Consider the following 18,143-nt stretch of genomic DNA (forward strand, 5'->3'; position numbering starts at 1 on the left):
CTCAGCTGTCCTCCCGGGACGTCGCGACCCGGCGGGCCGCGTCCAGGCCGTCGAGCGCCGCGCGCGCGGCCTCCTGCTCGGCCTGCTTCTTCGACCGGCCCGTCCCGGTGCCGACGGTGGCGCCGGCGACCGAGGCCGTGACCTCGAACGTGCGGTCGTGCGGCGGCCCGTGCTCGCCGGTGACCGCGTAGACGACGACCGCCCCGCGCTGGGCCAGCCGCTCCTGCAGCGTGGACTTGAAGTCCACGGGGTTGGCGAGCGCGTCCTCGAGCTCCGGCGCGAACGCCTCGACGACCGCCTCGGCCGTGCGCTCGTAGCCGTTGACGAGGTAGCAGGCCCCGATCACCGCCTCGGTCACCGAGCTCAGCACCCGCTCGGTCTCGAGCGCCACCGCGCTGCGGCCCTGCCCCGCCGGCGCCACCGCGCGCATCCGGTCCGGCACGTCGAGCCGCTCGGCGACGCGCTTGCACGCCGGGCCCGACACGGTCTGCGCCCGGATCTTCGTCAGCCGGCCCGCGCCGTAGCGCTCGGCCTCCAGGCGCGGATACAGGTGCGAGGTGATCGCCAGACCCAGGACCGAGTCCCCCAGGAACGCCAGCCGCTCGTAGGAGTCCGCGGACCGCTCGGTCCACGACGCGTGCGTGAAGACCTGCCGCGACAGGTCGTCGGGCAGGGACTCCAGCAGCTCGCGCAGCAGCTCCATCGGGAGCTACGCCGCAGCGCGCTCGAGGACGAAGTCGACGGCCTGTCCCACCGTGAGGATGCGGGACGCCTCCTCGTCGGTCATCTTCACCCCGTAGGAGTCCTCGAGCTCCTGCACGAGCGTGTAGAGGTCGAGGCTGTCGGCGGCCAGGTCCTCCTTGAAGCGGCTCTCCTCCAGGACGGCCGACGGATCGACGTCGATCTCGTCCGCGAGGTGGTCGCGGATCAGGTTGAAGACCTCTTCACGAGTCATGGCGCGGACACCGTAGACGAGGAATCGGACGGGGCCGAATCATCGCCGGAAGAGCCCGCACGTTGCGGGGATTCCCCGCCCGCGGCGCCCGGACGCGCACGCAGCGCACCGGCCGCCTCGAGCGCCCCGTGCGTCCGGCCGACGACGTCCCCGGACACGCCGCGCGCCGCCAGCAGGATCGCCTGCGAGAAGCCGAACCGCGTGAAGCGACCGTGCGGCACGACTCCCAGCCGGCGCAGGCCCAGCAGGTACGCGCCCCCCCGGCCCCTCCGGGTCGATCTCGTCGCGGAAGCCGCGCAGGGCCGGACGCAGCAGCAGGCCGCCCGCCTTCGCGCGCGGCGTGCTCGTCGCGACGTCGCGGATCGCGCCGATCATCATCTGCGAGACCCCCTCCACGAGCTTCAGCGCGACGTTGCCGGTGAAGCCGTCGGTGACGACCACGTCCGCCGCCCCGGTCACGAGGTCCGTCCCCTCGACGTTGCCGACGAACTCGAACAGCGGCGAGTCCTGCGCCCGACGCGCGATCTCCGCGTGCGCGGCGACCACCGTCTCCGTCCCCTTCGTCGGCTCCTCGCCGTTGGAGAGGAGCGCCACGCGCGGGCGCTCCACCCCCAGGACGGTCTGGGCGAACGCCGCGCCCATGAACGCGAACTGCACGAGATGGTCGTCGCGGACCTCGACGTTCGCGCCGACGTCCAGCAGCGTGACCGGGGCGCCCGGCACGGGGATCGGCAGCGCCAGCGCGGGACGGTGGATGCCGCGGCCGCGCTTCAGCGTGAACAGGCCCGCAGCCAGCGCCGCTCCCGTCGAACCGCCGCTGACGAACGCGTCCGCGCGCCCGTCGGCGACCGCGCGGACCGCCTGGACGATCGACGACTCCGGATTGCCGCGGACCGCCCGGGCCGGATCGGCCTCCTTGGCGATCGACAGCGGCGCGTCGACGACCTCCACGCCCGCGGGCACGGAGTCGATCCTCGACGCGTCCCCGAACAGCAGCACGCGGACTCCGCGCTCGGCGGCGATCGCGGCGCCCGCGGCGACCTCCGCCGGACCGAGATCGGCCCCGCCGGCGTCGACCGCGACGGTGACGTGGTCCGGCACGCTCAGGCCGGGCCGCGGAGGCTAGTGGTCGTGATCGTGGTCGTGCGCGTCCGGCGCGACGACCTCGACGCCCTTGTACGTCCCGCAGTTCGGGCAGACCCGATGGGGACGACGGGGGGAATGGCACTGCGGGCACGCGTTGAAGACCGGAGCAGCCATCTTGTGCTGCGCGCGGCGCTTCGTCGTGCGGCTGTGCGACTGCTTCTGCTTCGGGACGGCCATAACGAACAGGGAAGAGTAGACCAAAGCGCTCCGCGACGACTGCTTGACTCCCACCGGTGTCCCCCACCCCCGTGATCCGCCCCATCACCGACGACGACGTCGAGGTCTGCGCCGCCCTCGCCTGGGAGGCGATCAGCGCGTACATCCCCGTCGAGTTCCGCTCCGACGCCGACACCGAGCAGGCCGCCGAGCGCGCCCGCGCACGCATGCGCCGCTTCCTCGCCACCGACCCCGGCGGCTGCTGGACCGCCGAGCTGGACGGGCGCCCCGTCGCCACCGCGCTCGCCCTGCGCCGCGAGGGCGTCTGGGGCCTGTCGCTGTTCGGCGTCGCCCCCGGGCTGCAGGCCCAGGGCATCGGCCGCCGGGTGCTCGACGCCGCGCTCACGCACGCCGACGGCTGCCACGGCGGGATCATCGCCTCCACCCTCGACCCGCGCGCCATGCGCCGCTACGCGCTCGCCGGCTTCGCGCTGCAGCCCGCCTTCGCCGCCTGCGGCATCGTCGACCGGCACGCCGCCCCCGACCCCGCCACGCTCCGCGCCCGCGAGACGACCTGGGACGACCCGGCGCTGCGCGCCGCGGCCCGCGACGTCTCCCGGGACGTGCGCGGCGCCTCCCACGCCGACGACCTCGACGGCCTCGCCCTCTACGGCGGCGTGCCGGTCGTGCTCGACGGGGAGGGCTGGGCCGTCCGCGACGCCGACGGCTCCCCCACCGTCCTCGCCGCGCGGACCCCCGCCGCCGCGCAGGACCTCCTCTGGAGCTGCCTGCTCGGCGGCATCAGCGGCGCGACCGTCCACGTCGACTTCCTCACCGGGGCGCAGCAGTGGGCCTACGAGGTCGTGCTCGCCGCCCGGCTGCCGCTGTCCCCCGACGGCGCGGTCTTCACCCGCGGGCGCACCGGGCCGATGAGCCCCTACCTGCCCAGCGGCGTCTTCCTCTAGGGCGCCGGGCGCGCCGTCACGACAGGTCGAGCTCGCGCAGCTTCGCCCAGCGCGGATCCGGTCCGCGCTCGTGATGGTGCCCCGGCTCGGCCGTGTTGAGGTCGATGCCGCACTCCGCGCACAGACCCGCGCAGTCCGCCCGACACACCACCGACGGCGGCAACGCCAGATGGAACGCGTCTCGCGCCCACGACGCGATGTCCAGCACCTCGCCCGTCATGTACGGGCTCGTCAGGTCGTCGTCGGTCTCGCCCGGCACGTCGACCTCCCGCGCATCGACCACCGTCTCCGGACGCGCCGGCTGCAGGCAGCGCATGCACGGGCCGCTCAACGCCGCGCCGAACCGCAGCCGCAGCGCGTAGCCGCCCCCGGTCATCCGCGACACGTCGACGGTCACCGGGATCTCCGCCGGCTCCACCGCGTACACCGTGCCACCGAAGTCCAACGGCTCCAGCGCGACGTCGATCCCGTCCAGCCGCCGGCCCTCGCCGGGACTGAGCTTCAACGTCGCGAGGTCGTACGTGTCGGTGTGCTGGCCCACGGGGAAAGGGTAGCGGGGCCCGCTGCGGCGGCCACAGGGCCGCCTCCGCACCCGCAGGCGTAGCGGGGCCCGCTGCGGCGGCCACAGGGCCGCCGCGCCCGCCTACCCGTCCTTCAGCTCGCGCTTGAGCACCTTGCCGGTCGCGTTGCGCGGCAGCTCGTCCAGGAACACGATCTCGCGCGGCACCTTGTACGACGCGAGCTTCGCCTTCACCAGCGCCTTCAGCTCGTCCTCGGTGACCGCCTTGCCCTCCGACACCACGGCGAACGCCTTCAGCCGCTGACCGAACTGCTCGTCCGGCACGCCGACCACCGCGACCTCGTCGATCGCCTCGTGGTCGGCCAGCACGTCCTCGACCTCGCGCGGGAACACGTTCTCGCCGCCGCTGACGATCATCTCGTCGTCACGGCCGTCCACGAACAGGCGCCCGCCCTCGTCGAAGTGCCCGACGTCCCCGGTGGACATCAGGCCGTCGATGACGTCCTTGCCGCCCCCGCCGGTGTAGCCCTCGAACAGCATCTCGTTGCCGACGAAGATCCGGCCCGTGGCTCCCGCCGGCACCGGCCGTCCCTGCTCGTCGTAGATCCGCACGATCGTCCCGCGCGGCGGCTTGCCCGCCGTTCCCGGCGCGACCCGCATGTCCTGCGGCTGCGCGATCGTCGCCCACGCGACCTCCGTCGAGCCGTAGAGGTTGTAGAGGACGTCCCCGAACGTGTCCATCACCCGGATGCCCAGCTCGCCCGGGAGCGCCGAGCCCGACGCCCCGATCACGCGCAGCGAGCCCGTGTCGTGCCGGGCGATCGTCTCCCGCGGCAGCTCCAGGATCCGCTGCAGCATCACCGGCACGACGATCAGCGCGGTGCAGCGGTGCTCCGCGACCGCCTGGAGCGCGCCCTCCGGATCGAACCGGCGTCGCAGCACGAGCGTCGAGCTGAGGCCCATCCCGAGCGTGAAGTGGGCGAAGCCCCACGAGTGGAACATCGGCGCCGCGATGTGCGTGTTCTCCCGCGCGCGCAGCGGGATCTTCGAGAACAGCGCGGCAGCCGGATCCAGCGAGTCCGGCTGCTTGCGGTTCGCGCCCTTGGGCGTGCCGGTCGTGCCCGAGGTCAGGATCACCACCCGGCCCTTCTCCGACGGCGGCGTGCGGTCCGCCGGACTGCCGGAGGCGATGAGCTCCTCGAGCGTCGGGACCGCGTGCGCCGTCTCCCCGTCCGTCCACGCGACGACGGCCTGACGGTCCACCACCGCGTCGGCGACGAGCTCCGCGAACTCCTCGTCGTAGACGATCACCTTCGGCACCTCGCGGGCGCACACGTCGGTGATCTGCGGGCCAGCGAACATCGTGTTCAGGTACAGCGCGTTGGCGCCGAGCTTCGAGCACGCGACCGTGATGTCGATGAACCCGCGGTGGTTGCGGCACATGATCGCAATGCCGTCCCCCTCGCCGACCCCACGGCGGGCGAGCGCATCCGCCAGCGCGTTGGACCGGCGGGCGACCTCCGCGAACGTCAGCGTGCCGAGCTCGTCGATGATCGCCGGCTCGTCCGGGTAGCGGGCGGCGCTGGCCGAGTAGCCCGCCGCCGGGGTCGGCCCCCACTTCGCGAGCGCGAGACCGGCCCGCACCAGCCGGTCGGGGCGCGCGGGCCGGACCATGCCGACCTCCACGAGCGTCTTGACGGTGTGGAGCTTGCCGCTCACCTGTCCGAGAACGTTCACCCGACGTATCCAATCACTCCGCCGGGGGCAGGATCACGTCAGCGGGCAGGACGCCGTCGTCGATCGCCGATCGGATGTCCCCCGCCCGGCCCGGGTTGAGGAACACGTGCCGCTGGCCGACGCTCGGCTTCTCGCGCAGCACCTCGGCCGCCAGCAGCGCCTCGCCGACCGCCTCCGCCAACGCCCGCTCGTTGCCGGCGAACCCGCGGGCCAGATGGCTGAACTCCGTGTGGTACCCGCCCCACTTCCCCATCCCGTCGAGGCGCTGCAGGATCCGGCGCGCCACCCGCCGGACCGGATCCGGGTCCTCGTGCGGCCGCGGTGCCGCGACCCCGGACGCCGCCGCGCGCGCCGCCAGCGCGGCGAGCACGTCGTCCTCGTGCTCGGCGACCGACGCCGGGTCGGCGGGCCGGCCGCCGTGCGCGGCGACCGTCGCCGCGACGAGCAGCGGGTGCGCCGGGCCGATCGGGGCGCGCAGCTCGCCCGTCGCCAGCAGCTCCGGCGGGAGCGCGAGCGCCCGCGCGCGCAGGCGGTCGATCGCGGCCACCTGCTCGTCGAACGCCAGCACGGCGAGCTCCGCGTCCTCCGGGTCCCCCGCGCCCGGCGCCCGCAGCACCAGACGACCGTCCAGGCCACCCGCGCGCAGCTCGGTCACCGCCGCGCCGGCCTCGGCGAGCGCCCCGACGAGCGCGGCGACGAGCAGCCAGCCGCGCTCCGGCAGGACCGCGGGATCGGCGCGCAACGCGGCGTCCACGGGGGCGACCGCGAGCAGGCCCGAACCGTCGGCGGCGATCCCCACCGGGACCGGGGAGCGCTGCCCCGAGCGCGCGAGCGCGAGCTCGTCCGCGCCGGCGCCCAGCGCCGCGGACAGCAGGCCACGCAGCCGCGCGTGGTGCTCCCGCGGCGCGCGCACGCCTCCGGCCTCCTGCAGTGCCTCGGCGAGCGGCTCCGTGGACATCGAGCCCCGAACGCTACCGTTGACGGCGTGTCCGACTGGTTCGAGAGGTACGGGTTCGCGCTGGTCGACGAGCGGCTGGCGACCGGCGCCTACCCGCTGGACGCCGCCGACGTCGCGCGCCTGCGCGACGAGCTCGGCGTCACGCGTGTCCTGAACCTCTGCGAGGACGCGGAGTACGAGGAGGGCGAGCGGCTCGCCGTCGACGAGGCGTACGCCCATCACGGGATCCTCGAGCACCGGCTGCAGCTGATCGACTACGGCGAGGTCCTCCCCGGCGCGCTGGAGCAGGGCGCCCGCGAGGTCGTGCCGTGGCTCGACGGCGGCGAGACCGTGTACGTGCACTGCCGTGCCGGCTGGCAGCGGTCCGCCACGGTCGCGGCCGCCGCGCTGTCGGTGCGGTTCGGGATCGAGCCCGACGCCGCGCTCGGACGCATCCGCGAGCGCAAGCCCAGCGCCCAGCCGCTGCACCACCAGCTCGAGGGCCTGTGGCGCTGGTGGCGGACGCGGCAGGCACGCCTGGAGGGCCGGGGCTAGGCCCTTCCGGCGCGCGCGTGCACGCGCGCTTGCAGGACCGTCAGATCGCGTCCGGCGCGAGCGACATCCTCGGGGTGATGCGCCTGCTCCACACCGCCGACTGGCACCTCGGCCGGACCTTCCACGGGGACCCGCTCCTCGACGCCCAGGCGCGGGCGATCGACACGCTCGTGGACGTGGCGCGGGACGCCTCGATCGACGCCGTCGTCGTCGCCGGGGACGTGTACGACCGCGCGCTCCCGCCCGTCGACGCGGTCCGGCTCGCCGACGAGGCGCTCGCCCGGCTGAGCGAGCTGTGCCCGGTCGTCGTCATCAGCGGCAACCACGACTCGGTCGACCGGCTCGGCTTCGCGGCCCGGATCCTCGAGCGCGGCGGCGTGCACGTCCGCACCCGCGTCGACGACGTGGCGACCCCGATCCCGGTCGCCGACGGGCTCCTCTACGCGCTCCCCTACCTCGAGCCCGACCTGACCGCCACCGTGCTCGGCGCGCCCGCGCGCACGCACGAGGCGGTGCTGCGCGCGGCGATGGACCGGGTGCGCGCCGACCTCGCCGCGCGCGGACCGGCCCCGCGCCCGACCGCGGTGACCGCGCACGCCTTCGTCTCCGGCGCGGACGCGTCGCCCAGCGAGCGGGACCTCGCGGTCGGGGGCAGCGCCTGCGTGCCGGCCGGCACGTTCGCCGGGATCGACTACGTCGCCCTCGGCCACCTCCACGCGCCCCAGACCGCCGGGCCGGCGGGACGCTACGCGGGCTCCCTGGTGCCGTTCTCGTTCCCCGAGGCCACCCGGCCGAAGTCCTGCGCGGTCGTCGAGGTGCTGCCGCTGGGCACCACCTGCGACCTCGTGCCGCTGCCCGTCTGGCGGCCCCTGGCCAGCCTCCGCGGGACGCTCGAGGAGCTGCTGCGCGACGCGGCGCTCGCGGTGCACGAGCCCGCCTGGGTCCACGCGACCCTCACCGACGCGGTCACCCCGCGCGACGCGATGGCCCGGCTGCGGGCCCGCTTCCCGCACGCGGTCGCGCTGGCCTTCGAGCCCGTCGGGGCCGCGCCGCGTCCCGAGGGCTCCTACGCGGCCCGCCTGGAGGGCCTCGACGACCGCGAGCTCGTCGCGCGGTTCGTCACCGACGTCCGCGGGGTCGCGCCGACCGCGGAGGAGGCGCGCGTGCTGGACGAGGCGTTCGTCGCGCACCGGACCGAGCAGGTCGCGGCGTAGTGCGGCTGCACCGCCTCGAGCTGCGGGCCTTCCTGGCCTTCCCCGCGCGCGAGGTCGTCGACTTCGACGCGCTCAACGAGGCCGGCCTCTTCCTGCTGACCGGGCGCACCGGTGCCGGGAAGACCGCGATCCTCGACGCGATCTGCTTCGCCCTCTACGGCCAGGTGCCCGGCACGCGCGGGATCCGGCGGCTGCGCTCCGACCACGCCGAGCTGGACGAGCCGACCGAGGTCGTGCTGGAGCTCACGGTACGCGGCCGGCGGCTGCGGGTGACGCGCCGCCCGGAGCAGGAGCGGCGCGCGCTGCGCGGCGGTGGGCGCACGCTCGCCAAGGCGGAGGTCCGGCTGGAGGCCGTGGACCCCGACGGGTCCGTGGCGCTGCTGGCGAACCGTCACGAGGAGGTCGGGCAGGAGCTGCAGGACGCGCTCGGCATGACGCGCGACCAGTTCTGCCAGGTCGTGCTGCTGCCGCAGGGCGGCTTCCAGCGGTTCCTGCACGCCCCCACCAAGGAGCGGGAGCCGCTGCTGCGCGAGCTGTTCGACGTCGCCCGGTTCGGGGACCTGGAGCGCTGGCTCGACGGGCGCCGCGTCGACGCGGTGCGCGCGGCGGAGCAGGCGGTCCGCGCGATCCGCGACGTGGTGAGCGCGGCGGCGCACGTCGTCGCGACCGCCCCGGAGGGCACGCTCGCCGCGCCGCCCCTCGACGCGGAACGCGACCCGGCGGCCGCGGAGGGATGGCTCTCCGAGCAGGCCGTCGTCGCGGAGGCGCAGGCGACCACCGCGACCGAGGCGCTCGCGCAGTCCGTCGCGGCCCGCGAGGCGGCCGAGCAGGCCCACGCCACCGCCCGGGACCTGCACGAGCGTCAGGCGCAGGCGCGCGCCGCCGCCGAGGCGCTCGCCGCCTGGGAGGCGCGGGCCGACGCGCGCGAAGCCGCGCGCGTCCGGCGCGACGCGGCCAGGGCGGCGGCGCCCGCCCAGGCACTCGTCGCCGCCTGGGAGGACCGCACCGCCCGCGCCGCCGCGGCCGCGCAGGAGGCCCGGGACGCGCTCGCCGCCGCGCGCGCCGCCGACGTTCCCCTCCCCGCCCTGGACGACCTCGCCACGGTCGCACCGGCGCTCGGAGCGCTCGCAGACCGGCTGCGGACCGACGCGGGCGGCGCGTCCGCCCTGCTGCCGATCGAGGAGCAGGTCGAGTCCGAGCGGCTCGCGGTCGACGCCCTGCGCCGTCGTGCGGACGCGCTGGCGCGGGAGCGCACCGCCGACGAGGAACGCCTGCGCACGGCGCGCGCGGCGGTCGCGGACCTCGAGGCGCGCGACCGTGACGCGCAGGCGGCCGGTGACCGGCTCGACGCGCTCCGCGAGACCGCGGGGACCGCCGAGGTGCGCGCGCGGGACGCCGCGCGCCGCGACGCGCTCGAGGAGCAGGTCCGGACCGCGCAGCTCGACCACACCGACGCGCGCGAACGGGCCGTGGCGGCCCGCGAGGCACACCAGACCCTGCTGCGCCAGCACCTCGACGGCATGGCCGCCGTGCTCGCCGCCCGCCTGCGCGACGGCGAGCCGTGCGCGGTGTGCGGGGCGACCGAGCACCCGGTCCCCGCGCACGACCACGCGTCCGTGGACGCCGACGCGGTCGAGGCGGCCGCGCGGCACGCCGACGAGCTGACCGCGGTGCGCGACCGTCGCGCGGAGGAGCTCGCGACGATCCGCGCCGACCTCGCCGCCGCGACGGGGGCCGCGGGCGCCGCGCCGCTGCCGGAGCTCCGGGCCGCGGCGGAGACGGCCGCGCAAGCGGTGGCGGAGGCGACCGCGACCGCGGCGCAGGCGGGTGCCGTGGCCGAGCAGCTCGGCGAGCGCCGCACGGCGGTCGCGGCGCTCGAGGAGCGGATCCGTGCCGCGGCGCTCGAGCACGCGGCCCTGACGGCCGACGCCGACGCCCGCGGCGCGGCACTCGAGACCGACCTCGCACGGGTCCGTGCCGCCCGTGCCGGGGCACCGTCCCTGACCGCTCGCGTCGCGTCGCTGACGCAGGCCGCGACCACCGCCGACGAGGCCGCGAGCGCGGTCGCTGCCGCGGTCCGCGCCACCGGCGAGGCACAGGACGCCCAGGACGCGGCGGCGGACGCGGCGGGCGCTGCGGGCTTCGACGACCTCCCCGCGCTGCGGGCGGCCCTCCTGTCCACCGCCGAGCTGGCGGAGCTCGACGCGCGCATCGAGACGTACGACACCGGGCTGGTGGAGCGGCGCGCGGCTTCCGGGCGGCCCGAGCTCGTCGCGGCACTCGCGCAGCCGCCCGCGGCGGTCGAGGCATCCGCGGCGGCATGGCGGGGCGCGAAGGCGGCGGAGGGCGAGGCGCTCGCGCTGCGCGAGGCGGCGGTGAGCCGTCGCGGCCAGCTGCGCGGCCTGGCCCAGCGGCTGACCGCGGCGATCGAGCACAGCCGGCCGCTGCTGGAGCAGCGCGCGCTGCTGACCGACCTCGCGGAGCTCGCGACCGGGCGCGGCGCCGCGAACCGGCTGAACATGAGCCTCAGCGTGTACGTGCTCGCCGCACGGCTCGAGGAGGTCGCGGCCGCCGCGACCGACCGGCTGCTGGAGATGACCGATGGCCGCTACGCCCTGGAGCACGCCGACGACACCGCGAAGGGACGGTCGCTCGGCGGCCTCGACCTCGTCGTGATCGACCACTGGAACGGCACGACGCGGTCCCCGTCGACGCTGTCGGGCGGCGAGACGTTCATGGCCTCGCTGGCCCTGGCGCTGGGCCTCGCGGACGTGGTCGCCGCCCAGACGGGCGGCGTCCGGCTCGAGACGCTGTTCGTCGACGAGGGCTTCGGCTCGCTCGACGACGAGGGCACGCTCGACGGCGTGCTCGAGGCGCTCGACGCGCTGCGCGAGGGCGGCCGGACCGTCGGCGTCGTCTCCCACGTCGGGGAGCTGCGTCAGCGCATCCCGACGCAGCTGCGCGTCGAGCGCGGGCGCAACGGATCACGGATCCGCGCCGCGACGACCCTGCCGGCCTGACCTCGGCCCGTCGCGAGCGAGAACCCGGGCCGGACTGTCCATATCCGGCCCCTCTGGGGGCGGGAGATGGACAGTCCGGCTCAGGGTTCGCGGGCGGCGCGGGCGGCGTCCCGCGCCGCGGCGGCGGTCGCCTGGGCCGCGGCCAGTTCGTCCTCCGCGGTGACCAGGGCCGCGGCGGCGCGGTCGCGTCGGGAACGCGCACGCTCGAGCGCCCGGTCGGCGTCCCGCTGCGCCCGCTCCGCGCCCCGGAGCGCCGCCGCCTTCTCACGCGCCGCCTCCGCCTCACGCGCCGCCGCCGCCTCACGCGCCGCCTCGGCCTCACGCGCGGCCGCCACCTCACGCGCCGCCGCCGCCTCACGCGCCGCCTCCTCACGCGCGGCCGCCGACCCACGCACGGCCGCCGCCTCACGCGCGGGCGCCGCCTCGCCTGCCGCTTCCGCCTCACCCGCCGCCTCGCCGTCGCGCGCGGCCGCCGCCCTGCGCGCCGCCGCCCCACGGGACGCCGCCCCACGCGCGGACCGGGCCGGTCTCGCTGCCGCCCGACCGGTCCCGCCCGACGCGACCGCGGTCTCGGCGGCCTCGCCGGTCGCCGCCACGCTGCTGCGCGCCGCCGGGCGCGCCGGCGCGGCGCTCGCGCCGACCCCGGCCGCGATGCCGGAGTACCGCAGCTCGCGGACGAGCCCGCCGGCCAGGACCGTCTCGCGCGCCGCGGGATCGACCGCGGCGGCCTGGAACGTCTCGCGCACGCGGTCGACGACCCCGGGACCGACCTCCAGGACCGCCGCGCGCTCCCCCAGCGCGGCGAGGGCGGACCGCAGCTCGCGGGTCGCCGTCCGGGTCGCGGCGCGGTCCCCGGTCCCGGCCAGCAGCGCGTCCTGCGCGGCGATCAGGCCGTCGCCGGCCGCGACGAGGTCCCGGACGGCGTCGCGCGCGGTGCGGACGAGCTGGTTGACCGCCCACGCCGCGACCGTCGGCTTGCGCAGCGCGGCCACCGCGACGGCCTCGTCACGGCGGCCCTCCGCGCGCAACGCCTTGACGGCCGCGGCGCGCTCCGCCACGAACGCGTCGAGCGGCAGCGCGTAGAGGCCGTCGGCGTCCACGTCACCAGACGTAGCCGTTGAGGACCTCGAGCATCTCGTCGCGCGACACCGGCCCGAAGCGCACGATCCACGCGTCGACCCCGTCCTGGCGGAGCGACACCGTCACCCCGGCGTCGCGGAGCTGGCGGTCGATGACCTCGGCGCGGCGGAAGCCCGCCGCGCCGTGGAAGAGCACGTCGATGCCGAAGCGGTCGACCTCGACCGGCCAGATCGAGATGCGGTCCGGTCGCGTCGGACCGGGGAGCTGCGGGCCGCGGGGCTCGCGCTCGGGCGGGACGTGGCGGTAGATGCCCGGCACGTCCCAGAGACTACGGCCCGCGTCGGGCCGCGGTCTCAGGCGGCCTCGTCGTCGAGCTCCTCGCTCTTGCCCTGCAGCCGCTCGCGGCCACGCTGGACGGCCCCGATGAACTTCGAGAGGTTCACCTCGAGCGTGTTGAGGATCTCGTCCGCGTAGTCCTCGGCGCCCAGGCGGATCTCCCGCTCGCGGGCGCGCGCGTCCTCGATGATGTCCTCGGCGGCGCGCTCGGCCTGCTTGGTGATCTCCTCCTCGGAGACCAGCCGCTCGCCGCGCTCCCGGGCCTCCTTCACGAGGCGTTCGGCCTCGCGCTTGGCCTCGGCCAGCATCTCCTGGCGCTCCTTGACGATCCAACGCGCCTGCTTGATCTCCTCGGGGATCGTCGCGCGCATCTGATCGAGGATGTCGTAGATCTCCTCCTTGTCCACCCGGACCTGATCGGTCATGGGCACGCCCTTGGCGTTGTGGACGAGATCGTCGAGCTTGTCGATGAGGACCAGGACGTCCATAGCAACCCTTCAGTTCGCCGCGTGGCAGGGGGTTCCTGCCCACGCGCCGTCGAGTCTAGACATGTCGCGCCGCAAATCGTTCGCGCCGCAACGATTCACCCGCGGGACAGCTCCTCCAGCAGCCGCGCCTTGACGTGCTCGGGGACGAGCCCGTCGATGTTGCCGTTGAAGGTCGCGAGTTCCTTCACGCCGCTGGAGCTGAGGAACGAGTACTGCGGGCTGGCCATCAGGTAGAAGCTCTCGATCTCCGGAGCCTGACGGCGGTTCAGCTGGTTCATCTCGAACTCGTACTCGAAGTCGGAGATGGCGCGCAGGCCCTTCACGATCGTCTGCGCCCCGACCTGGCGGGCGAAGTCGACGATCAGCGTGTTGAACGGCAGCGGGCGCACGTTCTGCAGGCCGAGGTCGGCGGTCGCGCGCTCGATGAACGCGGTCCGCTCCTCGAGTGAGAACAGCGTCCGGCTCTTGCGGACCGAGTTGTTCACGATCGCGACAATCACCTCGTCGAACAGGCCGGCGGCCCGGGAGATGACGTCGAGGTGGCCGTTGGTGATCGGGTCGTAGCTGCCGGGGCAGACGGCGATCTTCTTCGCGGGCGGAGTCATGTGGTGGCGCTGTGGATGCGGATGAGGGTGTCGCCGTAGCGGCGGTCCAGCACGCACGGCAGTCCGAGCTCCAGCGGGGCCCGCCGGTCCATCTCGGCCACGACGCGCGCGCCGGGAGCGAGGAGGCCGGTGAGGCCGTCGGTGAGCTCGTCCCCGAGCGCCGGCGCCAGCCGGTACGGAGGGTCGAGAAAGACGAGACTGTAGTGGTCCCCCCTCTCCCGTGCGGTTCGCAGCGCCGTACGGGCGTCGCCGCCGCGGACCTGCGCCGCTGGCGCCGGGACGCTCAGGTCCGCGAGGTTGCGGCGCAGGACGGCGAGCGCGCGCCGGTCCTGCTCGACGAACAGGGCGCGGGCCGCCCCGCGCGACAGCGCCTCGATCCCCAGCGCCCCGGTGCCCGCGAACAGGTCGAGGACGACGGCGCCGTCGAGCGGGCCGAGCGCGCTGAACACCGCCTCCCGCACCCGGTCGGACGTCGGTCGGGTGCCGTCGCCCCGGGGGGCGTGCAGGCGGCGGCCCCCGTAGATGCCGGCGACGACCCTCATGCCGGGATCGGGACGGCGTCGAGCTGCGGGTGGGACCGGTGCAGCGCGTCGCGCAGCAGCACGTGCACCGGGTCGTCGAGCTCCGGGTCCTCGTCCATCAGCCGCTCGGCGACGCGCCGGGCGCGGTCCAGCAGGTCGGCGTCCGCGGGCAGCTCCGCCACCCGGAAGCTCGCCAGGCCGGACTGCCGGGTGCCGATCAGCTCGCCCTCACCGCGGAGCTCGAGGTCGATCTCGGCGAGCCGGAAGCCGTCCGTGTGCTCGGCGAGCGCGCTGAGCCGCGGGGCGTCCTTGGGCCCGAACAGCAGGCAGAGCGACTCGTACTCGCCCCGACCGACCCGGCCGCGCAGCTGGTGCAGCTGGCTGATGCCGTAGCGCTCCGCGTTCTCGATCAGCATCACGGTCGCGTTGGGGACGTCGATCCCGACCTCGATGACGGTCGTGGCCACGAGCACGTCGGACTCGTGCCGGGCGAACGCCTCCATCGCCGCGCGCTTCTCTGCCGGGCGCATCTGGCCGTGCAGGAGCGACACGCGGTGGTCGCGCAGCTCGCCGTCGCGCAGCCGCTCGAACTCGGCGGTCGCGGCACGGGCGGCCAGGGCGTCGCTCTCGGCGACGAGCGCGCACACGACGAACGCCTGGCGGCCCGCCGCGAGCTCCTCGCGGATCCGCTCGTAGGCGCGGGCGCGCTCCCGGTCCCCGGACGCGACGTGCGTGCGGATCGGCTTGCGGCCGCGCGGCAGCTCGCGCAGGACGGTGACGTCGAGGTCCCCGTACCCGAGCAGGGCGAGCGTCCGCGGGATCGGCGTGGCGGTCATGTGCAGGACGTGCGGGGCGAAGGGGGTGCCGTCCGGGGCCCTCCCCGCCTTCGCGTCGAGCGCGGCGCGCTGCCGGACCCCGAAGCGGTGCTGCTCGTCGACGACCGCGACGGTCAGGCGCTGGAACCGCACCGGCTCCTCGATCAGCGCGTGCGTGCCGACGACCATCGCCAGCTGCCCGTCGGCGAGCCTGCCGAGCACGTCGCGCTTGCGCGCCGCCGGCGTGGAGCCGGTCAGCAGCGCGACCGGCACGGCGAGCTCGCCCCAGCCGCCCAGCAGCGCCTGAAGCGTGGCGAAGTGCTGCTCGGCGAGCGTCTCGGTCGGGGCCATGAGCGCGGCCTGCGTGCCGTGTTCGACGGCACGCAGCATCGCGTGGAGCGCCACGACGGTCTTGCCGGAGCCGACCTCCCCCATGAGCAGGCGCTGCATCGGCTGCTCGCGCGCGAGGTCGCCCGACAGCGTCTCGATCGCCCGCTGCTGGTCCCCGGTCGGGGTGAAGGGCAGGTGCTCGGACAGCCACGGGGCCGTCAGCGTCGGCGGTCCGTCCAGCGCGGTCGCGCGCGCGGCCCGCTCCCGGGTGCGCCGCCGGACGAGGTAGGCGAGCTGGGTCAGGAGCAGCTCGTCGAACGCCAGGCGCCGACGGCCGCCCTCGGCGTCCCCGACGTGCGCCGCGACGAGCGCGGCGGAGCGGTCGGGCAGCTGCTCGGCGGCGCGCAGGAGGCCCGGGAGCGGCTCGTCGGCGTCCGCGGCGGCCGCGAGGTGCGCGCGGACGAGCGCGAGGATCTGCGTGGAGGACAGGCCCTCGGTGGCGGGGTAGTGCGCGACGACGTCCCCGGAGGCGGTGGCCTCGAGCGTCGGGGCGTGCGAGCGGACCTTGAAGCGGTTGCGGGCCTCGAACTCGCCGTGCAGCACGAGCCGCGTGCCGACGGGGTACTTCGACTGCAGCCACGGCTGGTTGAAGAACACGACCTTCATCGGGCCGGTCTCGTCGGCGACGGTCGCCTCGACCAGCGGCTTCATGCCGCGGCGGCGCACCGGCCGCGTCGTGATCGTGCGGACCTCGACGACGACGGTCGCGATCTCGCCCGGGACCAGCCCGGCGACCGTGCGCGCCTCGCGCCGGTCGCGCGGCAGGTGCTCCAGCAGCCGTCCGACCGTGGTCAGGCCGAGCGCCGTCGCGGCCTCCTGGGCCTTCTCGTACGGGAGCTGCGGCGCGGCGCCGAGCACCGCCGGACGCCGCCACCGCACCGGTGCCGCGAGCAGCTCGGCGCGGGACGGCAGCCGGCCGTCGGCGAGGCGACGCGGAGGGGGCGGGACGGACATCGTGGCGATCATGGCGGCCCGGGCGGACCGTCAGGTGCGCCGCGGACTCACTCGGCGCTGAGCAGCCACCAGTAGGCGGGCTGCCCGCCGCGGGGCTGCTCGAGCTCGATCGCGTCGGGCGCGAGCCCGGCGACGGTGGCGTCGTCCAACGGGGCCCCCTCACCGGCGATGCAGGTGACGAGCTCGGCACCGTCGGAGAGCCGGGCCATGACGTCCCGCAAGGTGTCCTGCGGGCTGCCCCAGGCGACGAGCTGGTCGTCGACGAAGCCGACGGCGTCGCCGATGCCGAAGCGGCCGTCGGGGTCCTGGCGGGCGGCGGGCGCGACGGCCCCGGTGCGCAGGTCCTCGACGGCGTCCGCCATCGCGGCGGCGTTCTCGTCGGCCGAGAGATCGGCGAGCGACGCGAACGCGGCGGCGAGCCCGGCCTGCAGCGAGCGGGTGGGCACGACGCGGACCGGCTTCTCCGCGAGCTCGGCCGCGCGCTCGGCGGCCATGATCACGTTGGGGCTGTTGGGCAGCAGGACGACCTCGTCGGCGGCGATCTCGTGGATGCCCGCGAGCAGCTCGTGGGTCGACGGGTTGAGGGTGGCGCCGCCGTCGAGCGGGTGCACGCCGAGGCTCGCGAACAGGCCGCGCAGACCGTCGCCGGCGACGACGGCGAGGACGCCGCAGCGGGTCCGCTCCGGGGCCGCGTCGCCGTCCGGACCGCCGAGGGTGCCGCCGTCACCGCCCGCCGCCAGTCGCGCCTCGCGGTCGACGACCTGCGCGTGCATGTCGGCGACGTCCAGCCGCGAGGTCTCCGCGATCCCGGCGAACACGCCGGTCGCGCGCTCGGGCTCGTCGGTGTGGACGTGGACGCGCAGCGTGACCGCGTCGCCGACGACCAGGACGCTGTCGCCGATCGCCTCGAGCTCGGGGACGAACCGCTGGGCCTCCAGGCCGCTGCCGGTGACCGCGAAGTTCACGCAGTAGCGGAACGTCGAGCTCTCGTGCTCGGGCTGCGTGATGCGGGCCGGGGCGACGTGCCGCGTGAGCTGCGGGGCGTCGTTGCCGCGGAGGACCGCGACGACGCCCGCGAAGATGACGGTGACCGCGTACCCGCCCGCGTCGACGACCCCGGCCTGCTTGAGCGCGGGCAGCAGCTCGGGGCCCCGGCGGACGGACTCCTCGCCCGCCTCGATCGCGCGCTCGAGGACGTCGGCGATCAGCGCGTTCTGCTTCTCGGGATCCCAGTCGGAGCCCAGCCGGGTCTCCGGCATGTGCGCCAGCTCGGAGGCGACGCGCGCCGCCATCTCGCGCATGACCGTGAGCATCGTGCCCTCGGCGGGCTCGCGGACCGAGTCGTAGGCGCGCTGGGCGGCCCGGGCCATCGCGGCACCGACGAGCACCGGGTCGATGAGCTCTCCGGGACGGGAGATGAGCTCCTCCGCGGCGCCGCGGACGAGCTGGGAGAGGATCACGCCGCTGTTGCCGCGCGCGCCCAGCAGGGCGGCCCGCGCGACGCGCTCGGTGATCTCGGTGCGCCCGATCTCGTCGATCAGGCCCTCGCCCTCGCTGGCGAGCGCGTCGAGTTCCTCGAGGCAGGCGCGCAGCGTGAGCGCCATGTTGTCGCCCGTGTCGCCGTCGGCGACCGGGAAGACGTTGAGGTCGTTGATCTCCGACCGCCGCGACTCGAGGTGCGCCAGAGCACCCTCGACGACGGCCCGGAACCGGACGAGACTGCGATCGGACATGGGAACCGGACCGCCG

18 protein-coding genes are annotated in these 18,143 nt (G+C 75.8%); 4 read left to right on the forward strand and 14 right to left on the reverse strand.

The features are described 5' to 3' along the window. Window position 1: 1 nt before the first annotated feature. The 4 genes from GKE82_RS03925 to rpmF are packed head-to-tail and all read right to left on the reverse strand — an operon-like array spanning window position 2 to window position 2,278. On the reverse strand, window positions 2-703 hold the full coding sequence (locus GKE82_RS03925; protein WP_107570451.1) for a ribonuclease III family protein: 702 nt from the start codon (window positions 701-703) through the stop codon (window positions 2-4). A 6-nt stretch (window positions 704-709) separates the two neighbouring features. Then, window positions 710-955 (reverse strand): acyl carrier protein, encoded by a 246-nt coding sequence (acpP, locus tag GKE82_RS03930; RefSeq protein ID WP_107570452.1) that lies wholly within the window; start codon window positions 953-955, stop codon window positions 710-712. A gap of 39 nt (window positions 956-994) precedes the next feature. Further along, on the reverse strand, window positions 995-2,056 hold the full coding sequence (locus GKE82_RS03935) for a phosphate acyltransferase PlsX (RefSeq protein ID WP_309233393.1): 1,062 nt from the start codon (window positions 2,054-2,056) through the stop codon (window positions 995-997). A gap of 21 nt (window positions 2,057-2,077) precedes the next feature. After that, complete coding sequence (gene rpmF / locus GKE82_RS03940; protein ID WP_107570454.1) at window positions 2,078-2,278, reverse strand: 50S ribosomal protein L32; 201 nt, start codon at window positions 2,276-2,278, stop codon at window positions 2,078-2,080. A 56-nt stretch (window positions 2,279-2,334) separates the two neighbouring features. Between rpmF and GKE82_RS03945 the strand changes: the two genes are divergently transcribed. Continuing rightward, on the forward strand, window positions 2,335-3,222 hold the full coding sequence (locus GKE82_RS03945; RefSeq protein WP_154732388.1) for a GNAT family N-acetyltransferase: 888 nt from the start codon (window positions 2,335-2,337) through the stop codon (window positions 3,220-3,222). 16 nt (window positions 3,223-3,238) lie between these two features. Here GKE82_RS03945 and GKE82_RS03950 read toward each other — a convergent pair whose 3' ends face one another. The 3 genes from GKE82_RS03950 to GKE82_RS26775 all read right to left on the reverse strand — a co-directional run bounded on the left by GKE82_RS03950 (window position 3,239) and on the right by GKE82_RS26775 (window position 6,437). Next, complete coding sequence (locus GKE82_RS03950; protein WP_199224001.1) at window positions 3,239-3,763, reverse strand: DUF177 domain-containing protein; 525 nt, start codon at window positions 3,761-3,763, stop codon at window positions 3,239-3,241. A gap of 102 nt (window positions 3,764-3,865) precedes the next feature. After that, window positions 3,866-5,461, reverse strand: a complete 1,596-nt coding sequence (locus tag GKE82_RS03955; protein WP_309233394.1) for an acyl-CoA synthetase — start codon at window positions 5,459-5,461, stop codon at window positions 3,866-3,868. Between the two features lie 31 nt (window positions 5,462-5,492). Then, window positions 5,493-6,437: a hypothetical protein gene (locus tag GKE82_RS26775; protein ID WP_196189046.1), complete on the reverse strand. Its 945-nt coding sequence runs from the start codon at window positions 6,435-6,437 to the stop codon at window positions 5,493-5,495. 27 nt (window positions 6,438-6,464) lie between these two features. Here GKE82_RS26775 and GKE82_RS26780 point away from each other — a divergent pair, with 27 nt between their 5' ends. The 3 genes from GKE82_RS26780 (at window position 6,465) to GKE82_RS03975 (ending at window position 11,205) form a co-directional block, all read left to right on the forward strand. Further along, on the forward strand, window positions 6,465-6,971 hold the full coding sequence (locus GKE82_RS26780; protein WP_196189047.1) for a dual specificity protein phosphatase family protein: 507 nt from the start codon (window positions 6,465-6,467) through the stop codon (window positions 6,969-6,971). Between the two features lie 77 nt (window positions 6,972-7,048). Beyond that, a complete protein-coding gene (locus GKE82_RS03970) occupies window positions 7,049-8,185 on the forward strand; it encodes an exonuclease SbcCD subunit D (RefSeq protein WP_107570832.1) in 1,137 nt (378 codons plus the stop codon). Continuing rightward, window positions 8,185-11,205, forward strand: a complete 3,021-nt coding sequence (locus GKE82_RS03975; RefSeq protein WP_154732391.1) for an AAA family ATPase — start codon at window positions 8,185-8,187, stop codon at window positions 11,203-11,205. The genes GKE82_RS03970 and GKE82_RS03975 overlap by 1 nt, the downstream gene beginning before the upstream one ends. Window positions 11,206-11,285: 80 nt before the next feature. Here GKE82_RS03975 and GKE82_RS03980 read toward each other — a convergent pair whose 3' ends face one another. The 7 genes from GKE82_RS03980 to GKE82_RS04010 form a co-directional block, all read right to left on the reverse strand. After that, window positions 11,286-12,305, reverse strand: coding sequence for a hypothetical protein (locus GKE82_RS03980; protein ID WP_154732392.1), 1,020 nt, complete (start codon window positions 12,303-12,305; stop codon window positions 11,286-11,288). 1 nt (window position 12,306) lies between these two features. Continuing rightward, entirely contained in the window at window positions 12,307-12,603 is a 297-nt protein-coding gene (locus GKE82_RS03985) for a hypothetical protein (RefSeq protein WP_107570460.1), read from the reverse strand. 35 nt (window positions 12,604-12,638) lie between these two features. Continuing rightward, window positions 12,639-13,109: an ATPase gene (locus tag GKE82_RS03990; RefSeq protein ID WP_107570461.1), complete on the reverse strand. Its 471-nt coding sequence runs from the start codon at window positions 13,107-13,109 to the stop codon at window positions 12,639-12,641. 95 nt (window positions 13,110-13,204) lie between these two features. Further along, entirely contained in the window at window positions 13,205-13,714 is a 510-nt protein-coding gene (gene coaD / locus GKE82_RS03995; protein WP_107570462.1) for a pantetheine-phosphate adenylyltransferase, read from the reverse strand. Then, window positions 13,711-14,256, reverse strand: a complete 546-nt coding sequence (gene rsmD, locus GKE82_RS04000; RefSeq protein ID WP_154732393.1) for a 16S rRNA (guanine(966)-N(2))-methyltransferase RsmD — start codon at window positions 14,254-14,256, stop codon at window positions 13,711-13,713. Before rsmD ends, coaD begins: the two co-directional genes overlap by 4 nt. Next, window positions 14,253-16,394 (reverse strand): ATP-dependent DNA helicase RecG, encoded by a 2,142-nt coding sequence (gene recG / locus GKE82_RS04005; RefSeq protein ID WP_154732394.1) that lies wholly within the window; start codon window positions 16,392-16,394, stop codon window positions 14,253-14,255. Before recG ends, rsmD begins: the two co-directional genes overlap by 4 nt. A 47-nt stretch (window positions 16,395-16,441) precedes the next feature. After that, on the reverse strand, window positions 16,442-18,127 hold the full coding sequence (locus tag GKE82_RS04010) for a DAK2 domain-containing protein (protein ID WP_154732395.1): 1,686 nt from the start codon (window positions 18,125-18,127) through the stop codon (window positions 16,442-16,444). Window positions 18,128-18,143 lie beyond the last annotated feature (16 nt).

The sequence above is a fragment of the Conexibacter sp. W3-3-2 genome, from assembly GCF_009707605.1.
Taxonomy (GTDB): Bacteria; Actinomycetota; Thermoleophilia; order Solirubrobacterales; family Solirubrobacteraceae; genus Paraconexibacter; species Paraconexibacter algicola.

What these genes read in the sequence shown, in the direction of transcription:
- GKE82_RS03925 (WP_107570451.1), bottom strand. Translation starts at nt 703, where the DNA reads ATGGAGCTGCTGCGCGAGCTGCTGGAGTCCCTGCCCGACGACCTGTCG.
- GKE82_RS03990 (WP_107570461.1), bottom strand. Translation starts at nt 13,109, where the DNA reads ATGGACGTCCTGGTCCTCATCGACAAGCTCGACGATCTCGTCCACAAC.
- acpP (WP_107570452.1), bottom strand. Translation starts at nt 955, where the DNA reads ATGACTCGTGAAGAGGTCTTCAACCTGATCCGCGACCACCTCGCGGAC.
- GKE82_RS04010 (WP_154732395.1), bottom strand. Translation starts at nt 18,127, where the DNA reads ATGTCCGATCGCAGTCTCGTCCGGTTCCGGGCCGTCGTCGAGGGTGCT.
- recG (WP_154732394.1), bottom strand. Translation starts at nt 16,394, where the DNA reads ATGTCCGTCCCGCCCCCTCCGCGTCGCCTCGCCGACGGCCGGCTGCCG.
- rsmD (WP_154732393.1), bottom strand. Translation starts at nt 14,256, where the DNA reads ATGAGGGTCGTCGCCGGCATCTACGGGGGCCGCCGCCTGCACGCCCCC.
- GKE82_RS03970 (WP_107570832.1), top strand. Translation starts at nt 7,049, where the DNA reads ATGCGCCTGCTCCACACCGCCGACTGGCACCTCGGCCGGACCTTCCAC.
- coaD (WP_107570462.1), bottom strand. Translation starts at nt 13,714, where the DNA reads ATGACTCCGCCCGCGAAGAAGATCGCCGTCTGCCCCGGCAGCTACGAC.
- rpmF (WP_107570454.1), bottom strand. Translation starts at nt 2,278, where the DNA reads ATGGCCGTCCCGAAGCAGAAGCAGTCGCACAGCCGCACGACGAAGCGC.
- GKE82_RS26775 (WP_196189046.1), bottom strand. Translation starts at nt 6,437, where the DNA reads ATGTCCACGGAGCCGCTCGCCGAGGCACTGCAGGAGGCCGGAGGCGTG.